Origin of the sequence: Roseobacter litoralis Och 149, from assembly GCF_000154785.2 — a bacterium.
In the GTDB taxonomy this organism is placed as follows: domain Bacteria; phylum Pseudomonadota; class Alphaproteobacteria; order Rhodobacterales; family Rhodobacteraceae; genus Roseobacter; species Roseobacter litoralis.
Genome location: NC_015730.1, coordinates 235,980 through 260,340 on the forward strand (window position 1 = coordinate 235,980; position 24,361 = coordinate 260,340).

General features: G+C 57.7%; 28 protein-coding genes. 11 read left to right on the forward strand and 17 right to left on the reverse strand.

Translation table 11 applies throughout. The features are described 5' to 3' along the window. Positions 1 to 135 precede the first annotated feature (135 nt). From RLO149_RS01150 to RLO149_RS01160, 3 genes are all read left to right on the forward strand, one after another. Complete coding sequence (locus RLO149_RS01150; RefSeq protein ID WP_013960210.1) at positions 136 to 792, forward strand: hypothetical protein; 657 nt, start codon at positions 136 to 138, stop codon at positions 790 to 792. A 131-nt stretch (positions 793 to 923) separates the two neighbouring features. Next, positions 924 to 2,069 (forward strand): aromatic ring-hydroxylating oxygenase subunit alpha, encoded by a 1,146-nt coding sequence (locus RLO149_RS01155; RefSeq protein WP_013960211.1) that lies wholly within the window; start codon positions 924 to 926, stop codon positions 2,067 to 2,069. A gap of 58 nt (positions 2,070 to 2,127) precedes the next feature. After that, the gene (locus RLO149_RS01160) at positions 2,128 to 2,535 is read left to right on the forward strand and encodes a hypothetical protein (RefSeq protein WP_013960212.1); all 408 of its coding nucleotides are present in this window, start codon (positions 2,128 to 2,130) and stop codon (positions 2,533 to 2,535) included. A gap of 93 nt (positions 2,536 to 2,628) precedes the next feature. On the opposite strand, the gene ald is transcribed toward RLO149_RS01160, so the two are convergent. Then, positions 2,629 to 3,747 carry an alanine dehydrogenase gene (gene ald / locus RLO149_RS01165; RefSeq protein ID WP_013960213.1) on the reverse strand — a complete coding sequence of 373 codons (1,119 nt, stop codon included), beginning with the start codon at positions 3,745 to 3,747 and terminating at the stop codon, positions 2,629 to 2,631. A 141-nt stretch (positions 3,748 to 3,888) separates the two neighbouring features. On the opposite strand from ald, the gene RLO149_RS01170 reads away from it, so the two are divergent. Then, positions 3,889 to 4,350: an Lrp/AsnC family transcriptional regulator gene (locus RLO149_RS01170; protein ID WP_044025164.1), complete on the forward strand. Its 462-nt coding sequence runs from the start codon at positions 3,889 to 3,891 to the stop codon at positions 4,348 to 4,350. A gap of 21 nt (positions 4,351 to 4,371) precedes the next feature. Here the strand turns inward: RLO149_RS01170 and RLO149_RS01175 are convergent, their stop codons facing one another. Together RLO149_RS01175 and rpsU are read right to left on the reverse strand one after the other, a co-directional pair. After that, positions 4,372 to 4,914, reverse strand: coding sequence for an NYN domain-containing protein (locus tag RLO149_RS01175; protein ID WP_013960215.1), 543 nt, complete (start codon positions 4,912 to 4,914; stop codon positions 4,372 to 4,374). A 270-nt stretch (positions 4,915 to 5,184) separates the two neighbouring features. Continuing rightward, entirely contained in the window at positions 5,185 to 5,391 is a 207-nt protein-coding gene (gene rpsU / locus RLO149_RS01180; protein ID WP_007118112.1) for a 30S ribosomal protein S21, read from the reverse strand. Between the two features lie 113 nt (positions 5,392 to 5,504). Here rpsU and RLO149_RS01185 point away from each other — a divergent pair, with 113 nt between their 5' ends. The 3 genes from RLO149_RS01185 to RLO149_RS01195 all read left to right on the forward strand — a co-directional run bounded on the left by RLO149_RS01185 (position 5,505) and on the right by RLO149_RS01195 (position 8,262). Further along, entirely contained in the window at positions 5,505 to 6,203 is a 699-nt protein-coding gene (locus RLO149_RS01185; RefSeq protein ID WP_044025497.1) for a COQ9 family protein, read from the forward strand. A 63-nt stretch (positions 6,204 to 6,266) separates the two neighbouring features. Beyond that, positions 6,267 to 7,253 (forward strand): NAD(P)H-quinone oxidoreductase, encoded by a 987-nt coding sequence (locus tag RLO149_RS01190; RefSeq protein ID WP_013960217.1) that lies wholly within the window; start codon positions 6,267 to 6,269, stop codon positions 7,251 to 7,253. Positions 7,254 to 7,287: 34 nt separating this feature from the next. Further along, entirely contained in the window at positions 7,288 to 8,262 is a 975-nt protein-coding gene (locus RLO149_RS01195; RefSeq protein ID WP_013960218.1) for a quinone oxidoreductase family protein, read from the forward strand. Here the strand turns inward: RLO149_RS01195 and RLO149_RS01200 are convergent. Beyond that, positions 8,259 to 8,888 carry a ribonuclease T2 family protein gene (locus RLO149_RS01200; RefSeq protein WP_013960219.1) on the reverse strand — a complete coding sequence of 210 codons (630 nt, stop codon included), beginning with the start codon at positions 8,886 to 8,888 and terminating at the stop codon, positions 8,259 to 8,261. The two genes, RLO149_RS01195 and RLO149_RS01200, sit on opposite strands and share 4 nt — an antisense overlap. 137 nt (positions 8,889 to 9,025) lie before the next feature. On the opposite strand from RLO149_RS01200, the gene RLO149_RS01205 reads away from it, so the two are divergent. Both RLO149_RS01205 and RLO149_RS01210 read left to right on the forward strand, forming a co-directional pair. Continuing rightward, positions 9,026 to 9,802 carry a DUF1013 domain-containing protein gene (locus RLO149_RS01205; RefSeq protein WP_013960220.1) on the forward strand — a complete coding sequence of 259 codons (777 nt, stop codon included), beginning with the start codon at positions 9,026 to 9,028 and terminating at the stop codon, positions 9,800 to 9,802. A 136-nt stretch (positions 9,803 to 9,938) separates the two neighbouring features. Then, positions 9,939 to 10,280: a RidA family protein gene (locus RLO149_RS01210; protein WP_013960221.1), complete on the forward strand. Its 342-nt coding sequence runs from the start codon at positions 9,939 to 9,941 to the stop codon at positions 10,278 to 10,280. A 102-nt stretch (positions 10,281 to 10,382) separates the two neighbouring features. On the opposite strand, the gene recR is transcribed toward RLO149_RS01210, so the two are convergent. The 13 genes from recR to RLO149_RS01275 form a co-directional block, all read right to left on the reverse strand. Next, on the reverse strand, positions 10,383 to 10,976 hold the full coding sequence (gene recR / locus RLO149_RS01215; protein ID WP_013960222.1) for a recombination mediator RecR: 594 nt from the start codon (positions 10,974 to 10,976) through the stop codon (positions 10,383 to 10,385). A 58-nt stretch (positions 10,977 to 11,034) separates the two neighbouring features. Beyond that, positions 11,035 to 11,379, reverse strand: coding sequence for a YbaB/EbfC family nucleoid-associated protein (locus RLO149_RS01220; protein WP_013960223.1), 345 nt, complete (start codon positions 11,377 to 11,379; stop codon positions 11,035 to 11,037). Positions 11,380 to 11,444: 65 nt separating this feature from the next. Beyond that, the gene (locus RLO149_RS01225) at positions 11,445 to 13,199 is read right to left on the reverse strand and encodes a DNA polymerase III subunit gamma/tau (RefSeq protein ID WP_013960224.1); all 1,755 of its coding nucleotides are present in this window, start codon (positions 13,197 to 13,199) and stop codon (positions 11,445 to 11,447) included. 226 nt (positions 13,200 to 13,425) lie between these two features. Then, positions 13,426 to 14,463, reverse strand: a complete 1,038-nt coding sequence (locus tag RLO149_RS01230; protein ID WP_013960225.1) for an L-idonate 5-dehydrogenase — start codon at positions 14,461 to 14,463, stop codon at positions 13,426 to 13,428. 12 nt (positions 14,464 to 14,475) lie between these two features. Next, entirely contained in the window at positions 14,476 to 15,753 is a 1,278-nt protein-coding gene (locus tag RLO149_RS01235) for a TRAP transporter large permease (RefSeq protein WP_013960226.1), read from the reverse strand. 2 nt (positions 15,754 to 15,755) lie between these two features. Further along, a complete protein-coding gene (locus tag RLO149_RS01240) occupies positions 15,756 to 16,250 on the reverse strand; it encodes a TRAP transporter small permease (protein ID WP_013960227.1) in 495 nt (164 codons plus the stop codon). A gap of 68 nt (positions 16,251 to 16,318) precedes the next feature. Further along, a complete protein-coding gene (locus RLO149_RS01245; RefSeq protein WP_013960228.1) occupies positions 16,319 to 17,296 on the reverse strand; it encodes a TRAP transporter substrate-binding protein in 978 nt (325 codons plus the stop codon). Between the two features lie 16 nt (positions 17,297 to 17,312). Further along, positions 17,313 to 18,038: a GntR family transcriptional regulator gene (locus RLO149_RS01250; RefSeq protein WP_013960229.1), complete on the reverse strand. Its 726-nt coding sequence runs from the start codon at positions 18,036 to 18,038 to the stop codon at positions 17,313 to 17,315. Between the two features lie 188 nt (positions 18,039 to 18,226). Beyond that, the gene (gene phnE, locus RLO149_RS01255) at positions 18,227 to 19,042 is read right to left on the reverse strand and encodes a phosphonate ABC transporter, permease protein PhnE (protein ID WP_013960230.1); all 816 of its coding nucleotides are present in this window, start codon (positions 19,040 to 19,042) and stop codon (positions 18,227 to 18,229) included. Then, entirely contained in the window at positions 19,042 to 19,863 is an 822-nt protein-coding gene (gene phnE / locus RLO149_RS01260; RefSeq protein ID WP_013960231.1) for a phosphonate ABC transporter, permease protein PhnE, read from the reverse strand. Before phnE (RLO149_RS01260) ends, phnE (RLO149_RS01255) begins: the two co-directional genes overlap by 1 nt. Further along, a complete protein-coding gene (phnC, locus tag RLO149_RS01265; protein ID WP_013960232.1) occupies positions 19,860 to 20,651 on the reverse strand; it encodes a phosphonate ABC transporter ATP-binding protein in 792 nt (263 codons plus the stop codon). The genes phnE (RLO149_RS01260) and phnC overlap by 4 nt, the downstream gene beginning before the upstream one ends. A gap of 64 nt (positions 20,652 to 20,715) precedes the next feature. Continuing rightward, the gene (gene phnD, locus RLO149_RS01270) at positions 20,716 to 21,690 is read right to left on the reverse strand and encodes a phosphate/phosphite/phosphonate ABC transporter substrate-binding protein (protein WP_013960233.1); all 975 of its coding nucleotides are present in this window, start codon (positions 21,688 to 21,690) and stop codon (positions 20,716 to 20,718) included. Positions 21,691 to 21,721: 31 nt separating this feature from the next. Continuing rightward, positions 21,722 to 22,549, reverse strand: a complete 828-nt coding sequence (locus tag RLO149_RS01275) for a DeoR/GlpR family DNA-binding transcription regulator (RefSeq protein ID WP_013960234.1) — start codon at positions 22,547 to 22,549, stop codon at positions 21,722 to 21,724. A gap of 259 nt (positions 22,550 to 22,808) precedes the next feature. Between RLO149_RS01275 and RLO149_RS01280 the strand changes: the two genes are divergently transcribed. Together RLO149_RS01280 and RLO149_RS01285 are read left to right on the forward strand one after the other, a co-directional pair. Then, positions 22,809 to 23,276: an NUDIX hydrolase gene (locus RLO149_RS01280; protein ID WP_013960235.1), complete on the forward strand. Its 468-nt coding sequence runs from the start codon at positions 22,809 to 22,811 to the stop codon at positions 23,274 to 23,276. A 59-nt stretch (positions 23,277 to 23,335) separates the two neighbouring features. Continuing rightward, complete coding sequence (locus RLO149_RS01285) at positions 23,336 to 24,361, forward strand: ABC transporter substrate-binding protein (protein ID WP_013960236.1); 1,026 nt, start codon at positions 23,336 to 23,338, stop codon at positions 24,359 to 24,361.

Here is a 24,361-nt window from a genome sequence, read left to right on the forward strand (position 1 = left end):
TAGAAATTCCGTTTAGGTGGTTAGGAACAGAATGGCCCTTGGGGCTGTGTTTGTCCAATTTCTTTACGGGCGGACACCTTATTAAAAACCAGCACAGGCTGCGGGCGCCGCAGCCAAGCAAAAGGAGCGTTATTTGTGAGCGCGCTCAAAATATTTTCGGCTGTTGGCGCAGTGGTGCTTGTCGTGGCCAGCGGTGCGGCGGCATATGCAGCTTTGCAAAGCTGTGCTGTGCGCCTTGAGTTTCTCTCGGACGTGAGCGGTTGCCCGACTGATGCCGATTTGGCGCTGGAGGCGGAATTGGCAGCGCTCGCCGCGACACATGCGGCGTTGCGCAATGAGATATTCAACAGAGAAACGGTGCTGGCCGCGCGCCAATGTGAGGCCGTGCCGCCGTCCTCCACCGCGCCGATCACGCAGCCGCAACTGGCGGCCAATGATCTCGAGGCGCTTTATGGCTGCTGGTCTTTGGGCAGCAGCTATCAGACCCGCGATGTGGATACGGGCAAGATCGTCTCTTACCCCACGTGGCGGATGTGTTTTGACACGCAAGGGCGCGGGAAACAGGTCATGCAGGGTGATGATGGCTCCACCTGTGAAGGGCCTGTGCAGGCGCGTATGGAAAGCCCCGCGCGCCTGATCCTTGGCGAAGGGGGTAACCTTGCCTGCAGCGATGGCGGATATATCCACCGTCGCGATATCGCCTGCACTGCCGAGGGGGGCAGCGTGGCCTGCGCGACCCTTCAGCCCGAGACCGAAGGGGCGGCAGACGTTCCTTTCAGCCGCTGGCAATAAAAACCGCCGCGCCGGTTGCAGCTTAGCTTTTGGTTAAGCCAGAGTAAGCCAACGACCACTTTCCTTTGGGGGCAGGCAGTTGCATCATATCGCTCAAACGTAAGTGCTGAAATGCCAAAGGAGGTGCGCCGATGCCCAAGGATCATGTAGACCCGATTGCCGCGCTGCGGGACAATACGTCGGTTCCTTTCGAGCGTGCACGGGCCATGCCCACCGAAGTCTATACTTCGCAGGCCTTCGTGGATGCTGAGCTTGAGCATATCTTCCGCAAGGACTGGTATTGCGTCGGTCGGTCGGATTCGCTGGTGGCCCCCGGTGACTACATATCCTGCGAACTGGCGGGTCAGCCGATTGTGGTGTTGCGTGACCGAGAGGGCGATTTGCGGTCCATGAGCAATGTGTGCCTGCACCGCATGTCCACCCTGCTGCACGGACGCGGCAATGCCAAAACCATCGTTTGCCCGTATCACGCCTGGACATATAACCTTGATGGCAAGCTGCGCGGTGCACCTGCGATGACCCGGAACGAGGGCTTTTGCAGGGATCAGTACAAGCTGCCGCAGGTGCGTTGTGAGGAATGGCTGGGCTGGGTCTTTGTCTGCCTTGACCCCAACGCCGCACCTGTGGCCGAACAGTTATCGGATGTCGCGCTGATGATCGCGGGCTATGACATGACCAATTATTCCGAAGCGTTTTATGAGGAACATGTCTGGGACACCAATTGGAAGGTTCTGGCCGAGAACTTCATGGAAAGCTATCATCTGCCGGTTTGCCACGCGGGCACGATCGGCGGTTTGTCGAGGCTGGAGGATATGATCTGTCCGCCCGGTGGTGCCGCGTTCAACTATCACACGATCCTCAAGGATGAATCGCTGCGCATCGCCATGGCGCACCCCACCAAGAATGACCGGCTGGAGGGGGACGCGCGGCGCATGACCTATTTGCTGGCGCTCTATCCCAGCCTGATGATCACGCTGACGCCGGGCTATTTCTGGTATCTTTCCCTGCATCCCAAAGGACCGGGGCAGGTACACATCCGCTTTGGTGGCGGCATGTCCAATGACTTTGCCGATGACCCCGATACAGAAGAGAACTTTGCCGCGCTCAAGGCTCTTCTGGATGATGTGAACGTCGAGGATCGCGGCTGCACCGAAAAGGTCTATCGTGGTCTTTGTTCGGATGCAGCAACGCCCGGACACCTGAGCCATCTGGAACGACCCAACTATGATTTCGCGCAATATCTGATGGCCAAGATTGACGCCGGGCGGGCCAGTTGACACGATGCGCGTCCGTATTTCCGCGTCTGGCACGCGAACCACAGTCAAAGGGAACCAAATGATACGTACGGGAACCATGATATTGGCCGGTCTTGTGTTGGCCGGGTGCGCGACACAACACTCCAGCGAAGAAACACTTCGCCAGCATGGGTATTCGGAGAATTATGTCGCGGGCTATCATGACGGATGCCCAAGTGGAAAACGGGCGGGCGGTGACAGCTTTCAGCAAGCGGCGCGCGATGATGTGGCCTATGCCGCCGGGGGCGATTACAAAACAGGGTGGGATTACGGTTTCCTGACGTGTCGCGAAACTGAAGCGCAAAATGAACGGACGGCAAGCATTATCGGTGCGGCGCTCGCAGGCAGCATGTCAAGCAGCCACGGTGCAGATGGTATTGACGCGCGCGATGCCCTCAAGGATATTGATACCTCGGGGCTGGAAAACCTGGGGGTTGGCGGGCTTTGAGTCGGGCCGCGCGTCTGCCATGCGGCGGAGCGTGGCGGACGCGTGGCGCACACCGTCAGACGCGCAAGTCTCGTCGCCAAACCCTCATGCGCCCTACTGCCTGATCGCAACGGTGGGTGAGATGACATCCAGCCCCAACGCCTTGCCAACGGCGTAATAGGTCAACTGGCCTGCGTGTACGTTCAAGCCGTTCAACAGGTGCGGATCATCAAGACAGGCTTGCCGCCAGCCCTTGTCGGCAAGGGCCAGCATGAAGGGCATCGTGGCGTTGCCAAGCGCAATCGTTGACGTGCGTGCCACGGCGCCGGGCATGTTCGCCACGCAGTAGTGCATGATCCCGTCCACGTCATAAATCGGGTCACTGTGGGTCGTGGCCTTTGAAGTTTCAAAACAGCCGCCCTGATCAATGGCCACGTCCACCAGCGCCGCACCGGGTTTGAGCGTTGACAGCTGTGCCCGACTGATCAGCTTGGGCGCGGCGGCACCGGGAATGAGGACCGCTCCGATGATCAGATCGGCGGCCTGTGCCAATTCCAGCGTATTGCCCGCAGAGGCATAGGAGGTCTTGAAACGACCTCCAAAGACGTCATCCAGATATCGCAGGCGTGCCAGCGACCGATCCAAAACCGTGACATCCGCGCCCATACCCGCTGCGATTTTGGCAGCATGGGTGCCAACGACGCCGCCGCCGATCACCACAACACGGGCAGGCCCGACGCCGGGCACGCCGCCCATCAAGACGCCACGCCCGCCGTTGGCCTTTTGCAGGGTCCATGCCCCGACCTGTGGCGCAAGCCGCCCCGCAACCTCTGACATCGGGGCCAAAAGCGGCAAGCCGCCCTGATCATCCGTCACCGTTTCATAGGCAATGCACGTCGCACCGGAAGCGATAAGGTCATGGGTCTGATCCGGGTCCGGCGCAAGGTGCAGATAGGTAAACAGCACTTGCCCCGCGCGCAGCATTTTACGCTCACCGGCCTGTGGTTCCTTGACCTTCACGATCATCTCGGCGGCTGCGAATATCTCGGCGGCGGTCTCCAGAATTTCGGCACCTGCCGCTGTGTAATCCGCATCCTCAAACCCGGCACCGGCGCCTGCGTTGGTTTCGATCAAAACCCGGTGCCCGTGTGACACGGCCTCGCGGGCGGCATTTGGTGTCAGGCCAACGCGAAATTCCTGTGGTTTGATCTCTTTTGGGCACCCGATGATCATGATGCACTCCTCCTCCGTTGCATTGTGACCGAAACATACGGCGTCTTTGGCGCAAATAGGCGCGAAATAAACGTTGCTTGAGGTTGATTAATTGAAAGAAATCACCGGTAATGGACGCAAATTTGAATGAATTGTGTGCGAATGACGCTTGATACCACAGACAAACGTATATTGAGCGCTCTTCAGCGCGCGGGACGCATGTCAAACGCCGACCTCAGCGATGCGGTCAACCTGTCGCCCTCTGCCTGTCACCGGCGTGTTCAGCGTCTGGAAAAAGACGGGTATATCAAGGACTACGTGGCCCTTCTGGACGCGCGCAAGATGGGTGTGCCGACAACCGTTTTTGTGGAGATTACGCTGCAGGCGCAGGCGGATGAAGTGCTGGATGCCTTCGAGAAAGCAGTGGCGCGCATCCCGGATGTGCTGGAGTGTCACCTGATGGCGGGATCTGCGGATTACCTGCTGAAAGTGGTGGCTGAAAACACGGATGATTTCGCCCGTATCCACCGCCAATACCTCGCGCGCCTGCCCGGTGTGGCGCAAATGCAGTCAAGCTTTGCGCTGCGCACGGTGTTCAAAACGACAGCCTTGCCTGTGACATGAGGTTTGGGGCCTCTGCGCGGTTCAGGCGGCGCGTTTCTTGCGGGGCTTGTTGGTGTTTGACAGCCTGAGGTTCAACTGACCTGACCGGAACGATCCGGGAATCAAATGACCGGATTTGCGCACCTCCGGGAAATCACCGGCCCAATCCCGAAAACGGTCATTGGTCACGATTCGCGCGTTCATATCGCGGGCCATTGTCAGAATGGCAGGATCCGCAGGCTGCCCCTTGGGCACGACCATGACGTGGCTTTCCGGTAAATTCAGGGCAAGGCTCAGCGTATCATCGTGCTGGTATTTTCCGGACAAAAGATACCCGGCATTCGCGTCAAACACGACCCCGACGGTAAAACCCTTTTGGGACAGGTGGGACACGACGTCGCGGACGGTGGCGATCTGCGGTGTGCCGTCCTTCCAATGCATGACGTTCGACCCGTCGATGATCGCCCACTTCTGCGTGGCCCGGAGGGCCGAAGCCCGACGCGCCGCCAAAAGGCGCCGGATCAGGACCGCGACCCACAGACCGATCAGGCCGCAGAGCGCGAGCAGCATCAGGTTTTCAGTCATGCCGCAACACCTCCCTTATTGCGTCTGACGAAGTACCAGAAATATCGCATTTCAGCTAATGCGTTGAAATCTTTGATTTCAGGTAGCGGTGGGTAATTCAGGTTTTTCGTATGACGCTTTTGCAATTTCAGATTCAGACAATGCACCATTATGCAGGAGTTTGTCATTATTATGGTGCGTCAGAATTATGGTGCGTCAGAACGTGAAACCCCCGCGCAGCTTGCGCCGCACGGGGGTTCGTATTCTTGACAGTCACATTGCGTGGATGATTTACATCATCCCTTCGCGTTGTGCCTTTTTGCGTGCCAGCTTGCGGGCACGGCGGATCGCTTCAGCTTTCTCGCGCGCTTTTTTCTCGGACGGCTTTTCGAAATGTTGCTTGAGCTTCATTTCGCGGAAGACGCCTTCGCGCTGCAGCTTTTTCTTCAGAGCCCGGAGGGCCTGATCGACATTGTTGTCGCGAACACTAACCTGCATGTGGTTTTCACCACCTTTCTAAGTTGAGTTGCAAGGATTTGCAGGAAGTGGGCATATAGCAAGGACGCCCTAACTTGTCTAGTGTGTTGATACCGACGTTCAGGAGCCAGATGATGACAGTGCCGTATGAAACCGCCAAAGCCGCCCTTTTGGAAGCAGCCATGATGCATGTGCCTTTCGATGGCTGGTCAGAGACCACATTTCAGGCTGCCGCGCGGGATGCGGAGTTGTCGCCATCGGTTGCGCGCGCCATCTGTCCGCGCGGTGCGGTTGATCTGGCGATTGCCTTTCACAAGGCGGGTGATGCCGCGATGCTGGAGCGGTTGGGCGAAACCGACCTCAGCGCGATGAAGTTTCGCGACAAGGTGACCGCGGCGGTGCGCATACGTCTGGAAGTGGTAGAGGATAAGGAAGCGGTGCGTCGTGGCACGACGCTCTTTGCACTGCCTCAATATGCAGCGGATGGGGCCAAGCTGATCTGGGGTACTTGCGATGCGATCTGGACGACGCTGGGCGATACGTCTGACGATGTGAACTGGTACACGAAACGCGCCACCCTGTCGGGCGTCTATTCGTCTACGGTGCTCTATTGGCTGGGCGATGACAGCCCGGATCACATGGCCACATGGGGCTTTCTGGATCGGCGTATCGAGAACGTCATGGCCATTGAACAAATCAAGGCCAAGGTGCGCCAAAGCCCGACGCTGAGCCGTTTGATGACAGGTCCGAATTGGCTGCTGGGCCAGATCAAAGCACCGCGCAGCACGCCCAATACCGACCTGCCGGGAAGCTGGACCGCCCCGCGCGAGTGATGGCGTTGCACCCGTCGTGCGCTTGTCTATGGTGGACACAAAATGAACAACAGGACGGATGACATGGCCCAGATGATGCGCGCAATTGAGATCAGCGAAGCGGGGGGGCCGGAAGTTCTGACGCTGTGCCAGCGCCCGATGCCTGAGCCTGCCCACGATCAGGTTGTGATCAAAGTGGCATGGGCGGGCGTGAACAGGCCTGATGCCCTGCAACGCGCGGGCTTATATGCGCCACCGCCCACGGCCAGCGATTTGCCGGGGCTTGAAGCCTCGGGCGAGGTCGTCGCAGTGGGGGCCGGGGTGAATGACCTTGCGGTGGGTGATCTTGTCTGCGCGCTGCTGCCGGGCGGGGGCTATGCGGAATATGTGGCGACACCTGCGGCGCATTGTTTGGCCGTTCCCGACGGGATGGGCCTGCGCGAAGCTGCCTGCCTGCCTGAGACGTATTTCACCGTCTGGTCCAATGTGTTCACGCGTGGTGGCCTCAAAGCGGGAGAGCGTTTTCTGGTGCATGGCGGGTCATCCGGCATCGGTACGACGGCCATTCAACTGGCGCACGCCTTGGGCGCGCGGGTGTTTGCCACTGCAGGCTCGGAGGCGAAATGCGCGGCATGTGTCGAACTGGGTGCCGAGCGCGCGATCAACTACCGGGATGATGACTTTGTGGCTGCCATGCGCGCAGAGGGCGGCGCAAATGTCATTCTGGATATGGTTGGCGGAGATTATATCCCGCGCAATTTCAAGGCCTTGGCGGATGACGGGCGGCTGGTGCAGATTGCTTTCCTTGGCGGGGCCAAGGTCGAGGTGAATTTCACGATGCTGATGACGCGCCGTCTGACGATGACAGGATCGACCCTGCGCCCGCAAAGCGATCTGGCAAAGGCTGGCATTGCGCAGGAACTGCGCGACACCGTTTGGCCGATGCTATCGGCGGGAACAATCGGCCCGGTGATGGATCAGGAATTCCTCCTCGAAGAGGCGGCAGCGGCGCATACACGCATGGAAAGCTCTGGCCATATTGGCAAGATCGTTCTGAAAGTCGCCTCGTGAGGCCCGTGCAAATTCGATGTAGTGGAGAGAAAAGATGGTAAAGACCGTAATTATTGAAGAAGCGGGTGGACCCGAGGCGATGCACGTGGTGGACCGACCTGTTGGCGAGCCGGGGGCTGGCGAGGTGCGCATCACCCACAAAGCCTGCGGGTTGAATTTTATCGATGTCTATCAACGCAGTGGCCTGTATCCGATGGCGTTGCCCCATGCCCTCGGTATGGAAGCGGCAGGCGTGATCGAGGCTGTCGGCGCAGGTGTCACGCATCTGAAGGTCGGCGACCGTGCCGCCTATGCTGCGACACCGCCCGGTGCTTATGCGCAAGCCCGCGTGATGCCCGCCGCACAGGTTTGCCCGTTGCCCGATGGGATTTCCTTCGAAGAAGCCGCCGCCATGATGCTCAAAGGGCTCACGGTGCAATATCTGTTCCACCGCACGACCCCGCTGAAGGCGGGCGATACCGTGTTGTTTCACGCAGCCGCCGGGGGCGTTGGTCTGATCGCCTGCCAATGGGCGCGATCAGAAGGGATCACGCTGATCGGGACCGCCGGGAGTGACGCGAAATGCGCGATCGCGCTGGAGCACGGTGCCGACCATTGCATCAACTACAAAACCGAGGATTTTGCCGCGCGGGTCCGTGAGCTTACCGATGGCAAAGGCGTAGACGTGGTCATGGACGCGGTCGGGGCAGATACCTTTGAGGGGTCATTGGACAGCCTCAAGCCGCTTGGCATGATGATTTCCTTCGGGAATGCGTCGGGGCCGGTGCCCCCGTTTTCTGTCGGTATTCTGGGCCAGAAAGGGTCGCTGAAAATCACCCGCCCGACCCTGTTCACCCATATCGCAGAGCATGAAACCTGTCAGGCCATGGCGGCACAGCTGTTTGAAAAGGTGCAAAACGGCGATGTGAAGATTCGCATTGATCAGCGCTTTCCCCTCACGGATGTCGCTGAGGCTCATCGCGCGCTGGAAGCACGCAAAACCACGGGCAGTACGATTCTGACGCTCTAGCGGATCGGGGTGAACAGCGCGTTTTTCGCGCTGCAGTCCCGGATGACATCGCGCCCGCACTGGCGCGGCTCAAGTGCGCGGGTCAGGCAAATCCGTGCCTCTTGGATATGTCCGTCGCGGCAGGTGATCGTGATCTGGTCGGGGCGCAAATCGGGGTTCGCCTCAAGAAAGGCTTGTTCAACGACTTGGGGGGCGATGCGCACAGGTTCGCTCAACCGGCGCAGAATTTCCGGACGGTTTATCCGCGCGTAAGCCTCGCGCGAGGTGTCAAAATACTGCGCGGCACTCAACCCGGCGCAGGTGCCGTGCTTTTTCCACTGGTGCCAGGCCAGACCGGACGTGCCCATGATATCGGCCATGCCAGCTGTCATCTGTCGGGAGGGCGCGCGTTCGGAGGTCTGACAGTAATCGGGAAAGCCGCTTTCGTATTGCGGCCACAGACCATGGAGAATCCAGCCGTGATCGTGACGCTCATCACATTGGTCTGAACCGCGCGCATCCCCTTGCAAAGCACACCAGTTTGGCGACCAGCTTAAGGAGAGCACATAGTAGTCAAACGTGCCTGTTGTGTCGCTTTGAGCGCCGAACGGTAAGGCGGCAATAAGTGAGGCAATGAGCCAGCGCATTGGGGCTTTCCTTATAGGATTTTGCTGATTATATACGGCTGCAGTTCCCCCACAATGGAAACCGTTCCGAAGCTTCGGAACCGCCCTTCAAGGCGATTGGGTCGGCGTGGGGAATACGTATTGATAGGAGCACCACAATGGCAAAACCGATTATGGCCAAAGCCACCGCTGTCTGGCTGGTGGATAACACGACACTCAGCTTCAAGCAGATTGCTGACTTTGTCGGAATGCACGAACTTGAGGTGCAGGGGATTGCGGATGGCGATGTGGCGCAGGGCGTCAAGGGCTTTGACCCGATTGCCAATAACCAGCTGACCCAAGATGAAATTGACACGGCCCAAAGCAACCCGCTTTACAAGCTCAAGCTGAAGTTCAACGCTGCCGCACAGGGCGAGGAAAAACGCCGTGGTCCGCGTTACACGCCGCTGTCCAAGCGTCAGGACCGTCCGGCATCTATCCTGTGGCTGGTCAAATTCCACCCCGAATTGACAGACGGCCAGATCAGCAAGCTGATCGGGACAACCAAACCGACCATTCAGGCCATTCGCGAACGCACGCATTGGAATATCAGCAACATTCAACCGATTGACCCGGTGGCACTGGGGCTTTGCAAGCAATCCGAACTGGACATGGTCGTGCAGAAAGCCGCCGCCAAAAAGGCCGCCGATGCGCCGGTGATGAGCGATGACGAACGCCGCAAACTGGTCAGCACGGAACAAAGCCTCGGCATGGATGCCGAGCCCAAGATTCCGACCGCCATCGAAGGGTTGGAGACGTTTACATTATCTGGTGACAGCGCCAAGGATGAAGACGAAGAGTCAGCGGGTGATTTCTCCGATGCGGATAGCTTCTTTAACCTGCCCGATGGCACGCATGATGATGAAGACGAAGATGAAGCGGCGGACAAACGCTGAACTCATGTGTCACGTCTGACTTCTTTAACCCCCGGTGCACCGTCGCCGGGGGTTTTCGTTTGTGTGGTTTGTCTTGGGCTTGTGTTCCAGCACGAAAGCGGTCAGGCCTTACCTATCTTATCGAAAAGGACGCATCATGATTGAACGAATTGAAACCGGCATCAGATCATCGAAAATCGTGAAACATCAAGGTGTTGCTTATATCACCGGTCAGGTTGGTGAGGGCGAGACAATACAGGATCAGACCGCAGAGTGCTTGCGGCGTCTGGATGCCCTTTTGATCAAGGCGGGTTCATCGCGCGAGAAAATGCTTCGGGCGACGATCTGGCTGGCGGATATGAGCGACTTTGCCGGGCTGAATGAAGTGTGGAACGCGTGGGTCCCCGAAGGGCACGCCCCGGCCCGCGCTTGTGGTGAGGCCAAGCTTGCGCGTCCTGAGTTGAAGGTGGAAATTATCGTCGATGCGGCCTACGACTGACCCGGTCTAAAGCGTCATGCGGAAAACCTGAATCACGCAACGCTGCCTGAAATCAAAGATTTCAACGCGTTACGTGATGTTTCAGGTATTTCGTCAGACGCTCTAAAACGACTTTCGCGCGCGCATGGCTGCGGTGATCGTGCCATCGTCGAGGTAATCCAACTCCCCACCAATCGGAACGCCTTGCGCCAGTGATGTGAGGCGGACCTGACCTTCGAGGTTGTCGGCGATGTAATGTGCGGTGGTCTGGCCGTCGATCGTTGCGTTCAGGGCGAGGATCACTTCGGTGATCCCTTCGCTCGGGACACGGTCCAGCAGACGGGGAATGCGCAATTCCTGCGGTCCGACCGCGTCCAGCGCGGAAAGGGTGCCGCCCAACACGTGATAGCGCCCTTTGAAAACCCCTGAGCGTTCCATGGCCCAGAGGTCAGCAACATCTTCTACCACGCAAAGCTCCCCATTGGCGCGTTTTTCGGAGGTGCAGATGTCGCAGATATCCGTCGTACCGACATTGCCGCAGTTCAGGCATTCACGGGCTGTCTCGGCGACCGCTTGCAACGTGTCTGCCAGCGGGATCAGGAGCAGGCTGCGTTTCCGGATGAGGTGCAGCACGGCACGGCGCGCAGACCTTGGCCCAAGCCCGGGCAGCTTGGCCATCAGGTCGATTAACGCGTCAATGTCCTTTGTGCTGCTCACAAATCATGCCTGTTTTGCGGGGGCCGCGCGGCGAGTGGTCTGCGGCAGAGGAGGGCGCTCAGAACGGCAGTTTCATATCCGCAGGCAAGCCCATGCCTTCGGTCAATTTCGCCATTTCTTCCTGCGCCTTGTCGGCGGCTTTTGTTTGCGCGTCCTTGATCGCGGCAAGGATCAGGTCTTCGACGACTTCCTTGTCATCACTGTTAAAGATCGACGGGTCAATATCCAGACCTTTCAACTCGCCCTTGGCGGTGCAGGTCGCTTTGACCAGACCCGCGCCAGAGACGCCCTCGACGATCACATTTTGCATGTCTTCCTGCATCTGCGCCATCTTGGATTGCATTTCCTGCGCTTTTTTCATCATGCCGGCCATATCGCCGAGTGAGCCTAGTCCTTTGAGCATCTGCTGTGTCCTTATGTGTTCAGTTACATTTGATATGCGTGTTTTGGGGCGGTCTCGCAAGAGGCTCAACTGTCCTCGAAGGGGTCCCACTCGTCCTCGACCTCTGGCAGAGCGTCCGCAACGGCGGCTGCCGCGATCTGCTGGGGGGTTTTGATGGACGTGATGCGGGCTTTCGGAAACTGGGCGAGGACCGCCTGCATCATCGGGTGCGCAAGCGCTTTGCTTTGCAGGTCGAGTTCTGCGGCGTCTCGCTTTTCGGCAATCGTTGGCGCGGATGCATCATTCACAATTGTGACGGCCCAGCGATTGCCGGTCCAGAGTTGCAGCCGCTGCCCGAGCCGTTGCGCCAGATCGGCGGGCGCGTTTTCCGTGGGGGCAAATTCGATCCGGCCGGGCTGGTATTGCGCCAGCCGCACGCAGCCTTCTACCTCAACCAAGAGCTTTACGTCCCGATTGGTGCGGATCAGTTCGACCACATGATCAAAGCTGATGAAACGGCCAAGGGCTTCATTCGGTTGCTCGGCCAATGCTGTAACGGTGCCAGAACCCGACGGGGATGGGCTTCTTGCGGAGGCATAGGCCGTCGCAGTTGTGCCGCGCGTTGCCGTGTCCTGTGTGGGGGTACTGCCGCCTGAGGGGCCGCTTGCAGGTGCATCGGCCGCATTCAGTTTGCGCACCAATTCCTCGGGGGTTGGCATGTCAGCCACATGTGTCAGCCGGATGATCGCCATCTCGGCGGCCATCATTGCATTGGGGGCACTTGCCACTTCGTCGAGTGCTTTCAATAGCATCTGCCACAGCCGCGTCAGCACGCGCATGGGCAAGGTGCCTGCCATCTCAAGGCCCCGGCTGCGTTCGTCGGGCGATACGGTGGGGTCTTCGGCGGCTTCGGGGGTGATCTTGACCACCGACACCCAATGGGTGATCTCCGCCAGATCGCGCAGCACGGCCATCGGGTCGGCCCCTTCGGCATATTGTGCCGACAGTTCGGTGAGCGCGCCCGCAGTGTCCCCGCGCAGGATCATGTCAAACAGATCGAGCACGCGCCCGCGATCCGCCAGCCCCAGCATCGCGCGGACCTGCGCGGCTGTTGTCTCTCCCGCGCCGTGGCTGATGGCCTGATCCAGCAGCGAGGTCGCATCCCGCGCGGAGCCTTCAGCCGCGCGCGCGATCAAGGCCATGGCGTCCTGCGCGATTTCGGCCCCTTCGGCAGTCGCAATTTTGCGCATCAGATCAATCATGACCTCGGGTTCGATGCGGCGCAGGTCAAACCGCTGGCAACGCGACAGCACGGTTACGGGGACCTTGCGGATTTCCGTGGTGGCAAAGATGAATTTTACATGTTCCGGCGGCTCTTCCAGCGTTTTCAGCAGCGCGTTGAATGCGCCGGTGGACAGCATGTGCACTTCGTCGATGATATAGACTTTGTAGCGGGCCGAGGCGGCGCGGTAGTGGACGGAATCAATGATTTCCCGGATGTTTGCGACCCCGGTATTGGACGCCGCGTCCATTTCCATCACATCGACGTGGCGGCCCTCCATGATGGCAGTGCAATGCTCACAGGTGCCGCAGGGTTCGGTTGTAGGGCCGCTTGTGCCGTCCGGGCCGATGCAATTCATGCCCTTGGCAATGATCCGGGCGGTGGTGGTTTTACCCGTGCCGCGGATGCCGGTCATGATAAAGGCTTGCGCGATGCGATCCGCTTCAAACGCGTTTTTCAGTGTCTGAACCATCGCGTCCTGTCCGACTAGATCGGCAAAGGTCTCAGGGCGGTATTTACGTGCCAGAACCTGATAGGGGGCGTGCGGTGTCTCGGACATGAAAAGCCTTGCTGAAACGGAATCGGAGCGACGATTTGCAGACTAAGGCGCAGCGCGTCCAAGAACAACGCCACTTGGCAAAGAAGTGCCGCAGGGACCCCGCCAATTCGCTGCGTGGCAAACCTAAAGCGTCATGCGAAAAACCTGAATCACGTAATGCTGCCTGCAATGAAAGATTTCAACGCGTTACGTGATGCTTGATATTTCAGGCGTTTCGTCAAACACTCTAGAACGACAGCTGCACTTTGATTGATTTGTTGCGATCCAGCGTGGTCGCAAATGCTTCATGTGCCTGTTCCACCGGAAAAACCTGCGTGATCATGGGGGCGACGTTGATCACCCCTTGGTCAATCATCCGGACCGCATCGGCAAATTCAGGGTGGAAACGGTGCGTGCCCTTCAGCGAAATTTCTTTTCCGACAATGGCGTTGATGGGGATATTCAGGCTCCCCGCGACGCCGACCTGAACCAATGTCCCGCGCGGGCGGACAAATTCAATCGCTATGGCAATCGCGGCCTCAGCGCCGGAGCATTCGAACACCACATCGAATTGTTTTTCAGGCGAGCTGAACGCATCCATCAGGTCGGCTGATGTCGCGATATTGACGCAGTGCGTTGCCCCCATTTTGCTCGCGTTGGACAGGGTGAAATCGACGAGATCGGTCACCACGATATCCGATGCGCCCCGTGCCTTGGATACTGCAACACACAACGCGCCAATCGGCCCGGCCCCGGTGACCAGAACGCGTTTGCCTGCCAGATCGCCGGCCTGATTTGCAGCATGCAGGCAAACTGCCAGCGGCTCGGCGCAGGCGGCATGTGCAATCTCGGTTTGTGCGCTCACTTTGACGCATTGGGATGCGGGCACCGGCAAGATACTGCGAAATCCCCCCTGCACGTGAGGAAAGGTTCTGGCCGAGCCCAGAAACCGCATGTTCAGACAATGCTGGTATTCCTCGCGGGCGCAGAAATGGCAATCATTGCAAGGCTGGCTGGGGTTCACCGCGACTTTGTCGCCCGGTTCCAAACAAGTGACGCCCGGTGCGACCGACTTTATGACGCCCGCGATTTCGTGACCCAGAATGATGGGTTCTTTCACGCGCACCGGGCCAAAGCCACCATGCTGAAAATAATGCAGGTCTGATCCGCAGATGCCACCGCGCGCGATTTCGACCGCGACCTGGCCCGTTTCCAGAGGCTGTGATGCGATTTCCTCAACGCGCAAGTCACCTTTGCTGTGAAGTCTGCAAATTGTGGTGGTCACGAAAACCTCCTTTTACGGGATAAGGACAGAGGGCAACCAGGTCGCCAGCGGGGGGAAGTAGGACACCATCAACAGAACGATGATGTTTGTCGCGATAAACGGCAGGATCGCGATAATGACGGGGGTCAAGGGCAATCGCGCGATCCCCGCGCAGACAAACAGGCACACGCCAAGGGGCGGGGTTGTCAGGCCGATCATCAGGTTCAGCACCGCAAAGGTCGCAAAATGCAGCGGGTCAATCCCCACGGAGGTGGCAAGCGTCAGAAGTGGGACAAAGAGGATGATCAGGGCCGCAATCGTTTCCATGAACATGCCGACAATCAGCAGCAGGATGTTGATGATCAGGATGATGATGAATTTGTTTTCCGTGAACGACAGGACAGCGGCGGCGATGGCCTGTGGAATACGCTCAGAGACGAGGATCCAGCCGAACACATTCGCAAACCCGACCAGAACCAGAATCCCCGATGCGGCAACGGCGCTGTCAACGATGATCTTGGGAATTTCACGGAACGGAAGTTCGCGGTAAACGACAAGTCCGATGAACATGGCATAGACACTCGCGATGATCGCCGTTTCCGTGGGTGTCGCCACGCCACTCAGTAGACCGTAAAGGATCAAAGCGGTCATCGCGAGCGCCCAGAACGCGCCCGCGAAGGACCGCCCGATTTCGCCCACGCCCTGCCATTCCTGTTTGGGAAAATTCCGGCGGCGCGCAATCACATAGGTGGTGATCATCATCGCCATACCCAGCAAAATGCCCGGTATCGCCCCGGCAAGAAACATCTTTCCGACCGAGATACCGGACAAGGCTCCGACAATGATCATCGGCACGCTTGGCGGAATGATCGGCCCGACGGTGGAGGAGGCGGCGGTGATGGCGGCTGAAAAATCGGCAGGGTATCCGGCCTTTTTCATGCCCGGTATCATGACGCCGCCGATGGATGCCGCATCGGCAACTGCCGTGCCGGTGATGCCGCCGAACAGCATCGACGCGCCCACGTTTGTGAGGCCAAGGCCCCCTCTGATCCAACCGACCAGCGCATTTGCAAAGCGGATGATCCGTTCCGTAATACCGCCCCGGTTCATCAGGTTGCCTGCGAGAATAAAGCCGGGGATGCTGAGCAATACGAAAACATCCATGCCCGCATACATTTTCTGCGGCATGACGACCACGGGAATGCCCGTCACCAGCAGATAGCAGAGGGAACTCAGGCCGAGAGTGATGGCCACGGGGATGCCCACGACCAGCCCGATGACGAAAACGGTGACGAGAATAAGCAAGCCCATGTTCAGCTGTCCATACGATTGACTGGCTCACCGGTGCCGGAGAAAAAGATCATCGAAACGATCCTGAGCAGGGCGAAAGCCGCGAGGCAGCCTAGCAATGCGAGAACCGAAAAGTGGATATAATCCATGCGCACGCCCAAGGCGGGCGAGGTTTGAAAAGCCCCGATGGACACATATTTCCATGCCGCAGGGATCAGGATAATGCAGAGGACGAGCGTTGCGGTCGCAGACAACAGTCGCAACAGCCATGGCCCCTTGCCCGGGAGTGCTTCGCAGACGACGTCTACATTCACCAGATCGCCGGAGCGCAGGGCAAGCCCGGCCCCGAAGGTCACCGTGTATAGCATCGCATAGCGCGTCAGCTCTTCGGTCCAGACGGGCGATGATCCGAATGTCCGGCCGAGAACCTGTGTCAGGACAGCACAGATGAGAACGAAAAAGGACAGGCCGACACCGACGCTGGCGACACCCACGATGATCCGTTCTATCCGCTGCATCCGTCAGACTTTCATTAAAAGAGGTGCAAGAGCCGCCGGAGATAGGTCCGACGGCTCTCGCGGAAGTTTTACTCAGAAAACAGCGATTCCACGACGGGGCGGATTTCTTCGCTTACGTTGGCAAGAACCGCGTCCTTGGCAGCGGCCTGAAACGCGGCGCCATCCACCTCAACGAAGGTCATGCCCTTGCTTTCGAGATAGCCGCGATCTTCGGCGAGGCTTTCCAGAAGCAGACCACGCTCATATTCCTGCGCTGTTGCTGCGGCCTGCATGACCGCATTCTGATCGTCCTCGGACAGTTTGGCCCAGGTGGATTCCGCGATCGTCAGGTAAATCCAGGACCGGACATGTTCGGTCTGGTTCACATAGCCCTGCACTTCGTTGAAGTTGGCCGAGCGGATCAGGGCAAGCGGGTTTTCCTGACCGTCGATCACGCCGTTTTGCAGGGACGTGAAGACTTCGGAAAATGCCATCGGTGTTGGCGATGCGCCCAGAGCGCTCCAGACGTCCACGAAAAGCGGCACGTTCGGGACGCGCATTTTCATGCCATCAAGGTCTGCAGGCGATGTGATCGGGCGTTGCGATGTCAGGTTGCGCGGCCCACGGGCAAAGAATGCAATCGGGCGCACCTGGGCTTTTTCGATGATCTGCTGTTTGATCTGCGTGCCGATGTCACCAGAGGCGACTTCGTCCATGTGATCGAGGGATTTATAGGCATAGGGCACGGCCAGCAACGCAGCCATGGGGGCCCAGTTTTGCAGGCTTTCACCAGTGATTGTCATGTCCACCGTGCCAAGCTGCATGCCGTTGATCAGGTCGATTTCCTTACCGAGGGATTCGTTCGGGAAAACCTCGACGGCAATGCGGCCATCGGTCAGCGTGGAGAGTTCCTCGCCGAATTTGACCGCGGCTAGGTGCCATGCGTTTTGCTCATTTGCCAGATGCCCCAGTTTCAGGGTCATCTCCTGTGCAAATGCGGCCGAAGACGCGAGCGCTGCAACGCAGGTCACCGCAGCCAGTCCTTTGATTTTTGTAAAGAGCCTCATAATGTTTCCTCCAGTGTTAAGGCTTGGGATCGGGTATTGTTTGAGCAGACCCGTCGAAATACGCGGGGTAGAGGGCCTGCACCTTTGGGAGCGAGCTTAGGATTTCCATCAGGTGGGTGCGCATCGCGACCTCGGCCCCTGCCACGTGTTGCTGTTCGATCGCATCAACAATCGCGGTGTGCTGATCAATCAGCTTGGCGACCGGAAACTCTTCGAAGGTCAGGAAGCGCACCCGGTCCATCTGTGTCTTGATGGCATCCAGAATACTCCAGGCTTTGCCAACACCGGCGGCATCCGCAAGGGTGTGGTGGAACCTTTCGTCCAGTTCGATGAATTTCGCAGGGTCGCGTGCGCCGACCGCTTTTTGCGCGTCCAACTGTGTGCGCAGGTCTTTGACCAACCCGTCCGGCGGCGTGTCTGCCAGTCTTTTGACGATATCCGCTTCCACCGCTTCGCGTACGAAACGACCATTCAGGACCGCATCATAATCGATGAGTTTCACAAAGGTGCCGCGTTGTGGTCTGATCTCGAGCAGGCCTTCGTTCATGAGGGTGATGAAGGCTTCGCGGACGGGCTGTCTGCTGACGTGATATTCTCTGGCAAGCTCCGGTTCCGACAACCTGCTGGCTGGTTTGAGGTCATTGCGGATGATGCGGCTGCGCAAGATCAACCTGAGTTGCGGGCTGACCGCGACAAGCGGGTCAAGCTTCCATTTGCTCAGATCATCCAGCACCAACGTCATCACCGCTCCCTTTGCGGGAAAGCTACTTGTATACTTCCATACATGTCAACATGAGTAAGCGCACCATGTGGAAATCGCATAGGTTTCGCGATGTATCGCGTTGTAAATGTTGTAAAATCAGTGGTGTTTATCGGCGATGTACAGACCAGATCGCGGGGCGGCATATACTGCCGCCACACCGGATCTAATTATATGATCGCGCCGCGCACCTTGGCCGACACCCATTCGGAGATCACAACGGCCGCCAGAATCACCAGCAGGATGAGCGAGACCTGCGGCCATGCCAGCACGTTCAGCGATGCTGACAATTGAAGACCGATACCGCCGGCCCCGACAAGCCCCAGCACCGTCGATTCGCGGATGTTGATGTCCCAGCGAAACACGGCAATGCCAGCAAATGCAGGCAGGATCTGTGGCACAATTCCATATGCCATGACCTGCCAGCGCGATGCACCTGTCGCGGTGATCGCCTCGACCTGAATTTCGTCGATCTCTTCTATGGCCTCATAGAGCAGCTTTGCGCAGAACCCGATGGAGCGGATCGCGATGGCGATCACACCCGCAAAGACGCCGGGACCGATAATCGCGATAAGCAGCAATGCCCAGATCAGTGAGTTGATCGAGCGGGTCGAAACGATGATCAGCAAGGCAATCGGACGCACGAACAGCGCTGAAGGCGTGGTATTGCGCGCGGCAAAGAACGCAACCGGGACAGCAAGAAACAGGGCGATGATCGTGCCGAGGGTCGCAATGTTCAGCGTATCCCAGATCGGCTCGCCCAGCTGCGCAATGTAATCCCATTTCGGCGGTGTTGCGCGCGTCCAGATATCATTCGCAATGCGGGGCGCGTCCCAGACGAAAAACCATGTGGTGGCTTGCGAAATCTGCTGCCAGCAATAGGCGAAAATCATCAGGCCAACGAGCCACATGGCCCAGTGCGAGAGGCTTTCGCGCCCGGTGCGTCTTTGCCAGATTTTCTGGCTGTTTGTCTCGCGGATCGGCATTATTGTACCCTCGCCCGGACAATGCCGGAGATATATTCGAGCGCCATGACGATCACGATGATCATGATCAGGATCGCAGCGGCCGTGTCATATTCGTAGCGGTCAAAGGCTGTGTTGAGCGTCGCACCGATGCCCCCGGCACCCACCAGACCCAAGATAGCGCTTTCGCGGAAATTGATATCGATGCGGTAGATCGACAGGCCGATGAGGCGCGGCATGACCTGCGGCTGTACGCCGTAATTGATCCACTGTGTCCAGCGCGCGCCAGAAGCTTTGATCGCCTCTGCCTGCACCTTGTCCATGCTTTCGATGTCCTCTGCGAGCAGTTTGGACAGAAAGCCGATTGTCGCAAAACTCAGCGTCAGGAAACCTGCCAGCGGGCCGAAGCCAAAGATCGCAACCAGCAAAATCGCCACGATGATTTCCTGCAGCGCGCGCGAGATCGCGATGATGCCCCGGCAGATCAAATAGACCGGCAAGGGTGCAACATTTCGCGCAGCGCCAAGGGCAATTGGAATCGAAATGATGATGCCGACAACAGAGGCCGCAACGGTCATGATGATGCTTTCAAGCATCCCCGAATAGATGTCGCTGGACCGGGTGGTGAAATCCGGGCTTGTAAAAGCGAGCACGAATTGTTTGCCGCGTTCAAGCCCAACATAGACGCGGGCCCAATTGACCTCGATCGTCATATAGGCAGCAATCAGATAGGCGAAGAATCCAAGGACAAGGGTCCACCGTAGCCACGGACGCTGGATGAAAGGTGGCTTTTTCCACGGCTTTCCCAGAAGTGTTTCCAGCTCGGAATTTGGGACGCTCATTCGGCTGCCTCGATCTCATCATCGTCGATTTGTTCGATGGTCGCTTCCCAGTCTTCTTCGCCGTAGATTTCGGTCAGCCTGTCCGGGGTCAGTCCTTCGGGTGGACCGTCGTAAACCATGGCACCAAAGCGCAAACCAATGACACGTTGCACGAACATCTGCGCCAAAGCCACGTCGTGAATGTTGATAATGGCGGCAAGCCCGCGCTCGCGGCACAACTCGCAAATCAGCCGCATGATCTGACGGGATGTTTTGGGATCAAGCGAGGCGGTTGGTTCATCCACCAGCAGCAGCGCGGGGTTTTGAATGAGGGCGCGGCAGATACCAACACGTTGGCGTTGCCCGCCAGAAAGCTCGTCAGCCCGTTTGTCGGCCATATGCGCGAGGCCCACGCGATCAAGCAGGCGAAACGCTTCGTCCACATCCGCTTGCGGGAACTTACGCAGGAAAGAACGCCAGAAACCGACATAGCCCAAACGCCCGGACAGCACGTTTTCCATGACGGTCAGACGTTCCACAAGCGCGTATTCCTGAAAGATCATGCCCATACGGCGGCGTTCGCGACGTAATGCGCCAGATGACAGCCCGGTCAGCTCGACATCGCCCAGATAAACCTGACCGGAGCTCGGCTCCACCAGTCGGTTGACGCAGCGGATAAGGGTTGATTTGCCAGCGCCCGACGGGCCGATCAACGCCAGCACCTGACCCTGTGGTATCTCAAGGTCGACTTCCTTCAGCGCCTGATCGCCGGTTTTATACGTCTTCACTAGCTTCTCAAGCCGCAGCATCACCATGCCCCCCACCATTTTTGATTGGACAGGGCGGGCCATAACAGACCCGCCCGATCAGAGTTTACTCGCAGGCGTAGCTGACGCCATTTGCGGTGTCGATCTTGCGGATCACGTCCCAGAATTCCTGATAGGTCATCTCAAGGAACTGGCCTTCGTTCGATTTTTCGAACTCTGCCTGCAGTGAGGTGCCTTCCCATTCGAAATTAAAGAACGCATTGCGGATCTTCTCTTTCAGTTCCGGCTTGAGGTTGTAGACCGTGCCAAATCCTGTGGTCGGGAAGGTTTGCGATTTATACACGACCTTCACGTCGTCTTCGGAGATCACGTCGCGGCTGATCATGCGCGATTTGACCGAATTGGCGATGGAGGCGGCAACGTAGTCCTTATTGGCCACGCCAAGGATGGAGTTGTCGTGCTTGCCGGAAAACACGGGCTCGAAATCACGTTCGGGCAGCATGTCGAAGTCGCCCTTGAGGATCGCAGAGGGTGCCTTGAAACCAGAATTTGACGTGGGCGACGTAAAGGCAAGGGATTTGCCTCTGATATCTTCAACCGTTTCGATTCCGGAACCGGGGTAGGTGATGATTTCCATCTCATATCCGAAATTGCCGTCTTTGGACGCCATGATCGTGAAGGGGTTGAAGCCCGCGCAGTTTACAGCCAGCGGGTTCGACCCGGTGTTGAAACCGGCGATGTGCAAACGACCTGAGCGCATCGCTTCAATTTGGGCTGCGTTGTTTTGCACGGGGAAAAAGACGACATCTTTGCCGGTCTCTGATTCCAGATGGGTCAGAAAATCGGACCATGCTTCTTTATAGACGGCCGGGTCTTCGACGGGCGTGTATGCAAAGATCAGCGTGTCGGGGTCGAGCTGCTCGGCAGGGTCAGTTGGCGTATCAGCGATCAGGTCCCCGTCAACATCGCAGAAGCGCGAATCCAGATCACCGCGTGGGCAGTCTTGCGCCAAAGCGCTCGTGGACAGCGACAGCATGCAGATGGCAGAAGCGCCAAGCAGCAGTTTAAGATTGAGTTTCATTTCATTTCCTCCCTGAGTTTTCTTTACGTGATTATGCGTTCGGTGATGGCGTGTCTGCAACGTGAATATCAACGCCACCACGCTTTAATGCTGCGAGTAATTCGTTTTGCGGTCTCACATCAACAAAAATACTGTGAAGCTCGTCGATGCCGACGACGCGGGCCAATCCGCTTTGATTGAATTTCTCGGATCCGATCAACAGCTGGCGAAGTGATGCCTGACGCAGCATCTCCCTTTTAACTGCCGCAAACCCCCGAACGGTCTCGGACACGCCGTCCACGGACAATCCCGATGCACCAATCATGCAGCGATCCACTCGAAATCCGCGCAGAAACTCCAGCGTTTCAGTGCCAACAACTGCATTTTCGTCGCCCTGATATTCCCCCGGACACAGCATGACATCTGCGGATCGTGAGCCAAGCGTCATCGCTACCGGCAGCGAATTTGTGATAACCGTGCACGACACATCGCGATAGGCGAGCGCTTTGGCCAGCTCAATCGTTGTTGACCCGGAATCGATCATTATCGTTTCGCCGTCCCGTACTTGAGACGCCGCAGCAAGGGCTATCCTTTCCCTTTCTGCAATACGTGCCGCCGTGCGTGTATCGAGATTTGGATAATGGCGCTGCGACAGTGCCGAGGCACCGCCATGTGCGCGGTCTATCAGGCCGTCCTTGGCAAGCGCGTCAAAATCGCGGCGCAGGGTTTCCGTGGACGCGTTGAACTGCCTTGCAAGCTCACTGATCCGAACATGGGGCCGTAATTTTAGTTCCAGAAGAATCTTTCGGCGACGTTCTGATTTCTTAACTTTGCCCGGGCGCACATCGGGGCCTGCGTCTCGTTTAGTTGCCTTTGCCAATTACCTGACCCACTTAAATTTGGCCTGATGATTGTGGTGTTTCGGTCTGATTTGCAATTATTTTGTTGCATAAACCACAAGTCAGTGTTGAAGCTTGGGTATAAACGATCAAACAACAGATGTGTTTAAACAGTTTTGAAATATGAAATTTCACAAGATGATGGTGCGATATGACTTTTATCGCTTTGCCTTCACCAGACCGGGCCCAGTGTTTTGTACAAATCCTGACGGGTGACGACATAACCGCGCGGACTTGCCCATGAGTGATCAATTGGTAACGGCCATACAGATCGCGGCCCTGCCGGTACGGTGGGACAAGACAGGCAAGTTGCGCGTGCTGATGGTGACATCGCGCGATACCGGCAGATGGGTCATGCCAAAGGGCTGGCTGATGGATGGCAAAAAGCCCTGGCACGCGGCGGAGATCGAAGCGTTGGAAGAAGCCGGCGCTGTTGGTTTCATCTCACACAATGCGATTGGCACCTATCACTACGACAAACGTCTCTCCGATACAGACCTGATGCCATGTGAGGTGACCCTTTATCCAATGGTGGTCGAAAAGCTGAATAAGCGATGGAAAGAACGCCTTCAGCGCAAGCGGCATTGGTTTTCGCCGGGCAAAGCTGCGACACTGGTTGATGAAAAAGATCTGTCCCGCATCCTCAAAATGCTTGCAGATCGGGCGGGAGAATTGAAGATAATGCAAAACCTGCGGGAAGCGTCCTAGGCGCTTGACCGATCAGAACCGGAAAAACCGGGACATACGAATAAACTGGGAGGAAGAAAATGAAGAAATTTACAACCACGCTGGCGGGGTCCTTGATCGCGCTGTCCGCGTCAATGACTGCGGCGCAGGCCGACAAGCTGACATTCTACTGCAGCGCGCAGGAAGAATGGTGCCAGCTTATGGCGCGTAGTTTCGAGGATGCGACAGGCATTGATGTCAACATGACGCGCAAGTCTTCGGGTGAGACCTTTGCCCAGATACGCGCGGAATCCTCCAACCCCAAAGGGGACGTATGGTGGGGCGGTACGGGCGATCCACACCTTCAGGCAGCCGAGGAAGGGCTGACCATGGCCTATATTTCGCCAATGCGCGACCAGTTACACGACTGGGCAATCAGCCAGGCCGAAAGCGCGGATGACAAGACGATTGGCATCTATTCCGGTGCGCTGGGCTATGGGTATAACACCGACCTGATCGCGGCGAACAATCTGCCGGAACCCGCATGCTGGAAGGATTTGCTGAAGCCTGAATACAAGGGCCACGTGCAGATGGCGAACCCGAATTCATCGGGGACGGCCTACACGACACTGGCCTCGATGGTTCAGATTTTCGGCGAGGACGAGGGGTTCGAGTTCATGAAAGGGCTTCATGCCAATGTGAACCAGTATACCAAATCCGGTTCGGCCCCGATCAAGGCGGCAGGACGTGGCGAGAATACAATCGGCATCGTTTTCATGCATGACGCGGTCAAACAGGCAGTCTCCGGCTTCCCGATCAAGGTTGTCGCCCCGTGCGAAGGCACAGGGTATGAGATCGGATCGATGTCGATCATTGATGGCTCCCGCAACCTTGAAGAAGCGAAAAAGTTCTATGACTGGGCGCTGAGTGCCGAGGCGCAGAACCTTGCTCTGCAGGTCGATGCCTTTCAGGTGCCATCCAACAAAAGTGCGCAAACTTCCGAAAGCGCGCCTGATATGAGCACGATCAAACTGATTGATTACGACTTCAAGAAGTACGGCTCCTCCGATGAACGCAAGCGGCTGCTGCAAAAGTGGGACGAAGAGGTCTCTGTGCTCGCGCAGTAA

Coding starts and splice junctions, on each gene's coding strand:
- RLO149_RS01155 (WP_013960211.1), top strand. CDS start 924: ATGCCCAAGGATCATGTAGACCCGATTGCCGCGCTGCGGGACAATACG.
- RLO149_RS01160 (WP_013960212.1), top strand. CDS start 2,128: ATGATACGTACGGGAACCATGATATTGGCCGGTCTTGTGTTGGCCGGG.
- ald (WP_013960213.1), bottom strand. CDS start 3,747: ATGATCATCGGGTGCCCAAAAGAGATCAAACCACAGGAATTTCGCGTT.
- RLO149_RS01170 (WP_044025164.1), top strand. CDS start 3,889: ATGACGCTTGATACCACAGACAAACGTATATTGAGCGCTCTTCAGCGC.
- RLO149_RS01175 (WP_013960215.1), bottom strand. CDS start 4,914: ATGACTGAAAACCTGATGCTGCTCGCGCTCTGCGGCCTGATCGGTCTG.
- rpsU (WP_007118112.1), bottom strand. CDS start 5,391: ATGCAGGTTAGTGTTCGCGACAACAATGTCGATCAGGCCCTCCGGGCT.
- RLO149_RS01185 (WP_044025497.1), top strand. CDS start 5,505: ATGACAGTGCCGTATGAAACCGCCAAAGCCGCCCTTTTGGAAGCAGCC.
- RLO149_RS01190 (WP_013960217.1), top strand. CDS start 6,267: ATGGCCCAGATGATGCGCGCAATTGAGATCAGCGAAGCGGGGGGGCCG.
- RLO149_RS01195 (WP_013960218.1), top strand. CDS start 7,288: ATGGTAAAGACCGTAATTATTGAAGAAGCGGGTGGACCCGAGGCGATG.
- RLO149_RS01200 (WP_013960219.1), bottom strand. CDS start 8,888: ATGCGCTGGCTCATTGCCTCACTTATTGCCGCCTTACCGTTCGGCGCT.
- RLO149_RS01205 (WP_013960220.1), top strand. CDS start 9,026: ATGGCAAAACCGATTATGGCCAAAGCCACCGCTGTCTGGCTGGTGGAT.
- RLO149_RS01210 (WP_013960221.1), top strand. CDS start 9,939: ATGATTGAACGAATTGAAACCGGCATCAGATCATCGAAAATCGTGAAA.
- RLO149_RS01220 (WP_013960223.1), bottom strand. CDS start 11,379: ATGCTCAAAGGACTAGGCTCACTCGGCGATATGGCCGGCATGATGAAA.
- RLO149_RS01225 (WP_013960224.1), bottom strand. CDS start 13,199: ATGTCCGAGACACCGCACGCCCCCTATCAGGTTCTGGCACGTAAATAC.
- RLO149_RS01235 (WP_013960226.1), bottom strand. CDS start 15,753: ATGGGCTTGCTTATTCTCGTCACCGTTTTCGTCATCGGGCTGGTCGTG.
- RLO149_RS01240 (WP_013960227.1), bottom strand. CDS start 16,250: ATGCAGCGGATAGAACGGATCATCGTGGGTGTCGCCAGCGTCGGTGTC.
- RLO149_RS01245 (WP_013960228.1), bottom strand. CDS start 17,296: ATGAGGCTCTTTACAAAAATCAAAGGACTGGCTGCGGTGACCTGCGTT.
- RLO149_RS01250 (WP_013960229.1), bottom strand. CDS start 18,038: ATGACGTTGGTGCTGGATGATCTGAGCAAATGGAAGCTTGACCCGCTT.
- phnE (WP_013960230.1), bottom strand. CDS start 19,042: ATGCCGATCCGCGAGACAAACAGCCAGAAAATCTGGCAAAGACGCACC.
- phnE (WP_013960231.1), bottom strand. CDS start 19,863: ATGAGCGTCCCAAATTCCGAGCTGGAAACACTTCTGGGAAAGCCGTGG.
- phnC (WP_013960232.1), bottom strand. CDS start 20,651: ATGCTGCGGCTTGAGAAGCTAGTGAAGACGTATAAAACCGGCGATCAG.
- phnD (WP_013960233.1), bottom strand. CDS start 21,690: ATGAAACTCAATCTTAAACTGCTGCTTGGCGCTTCTGCCATCTGCATG.
- RLO149_RS01280 (WP_013960235.1), top strand. CDS start 22,809: ATGAGTGATCAATTGGTAACGGCCATACAGATCGCGGCCCTGCCGGTA.
- RLO149_RS01285 (WP_013960236.1), top strand. CDS start 23,336: ATGAAGAAATTTACAACCACGCTGGCGGGGTCCTTGATCGCGCTGTCC.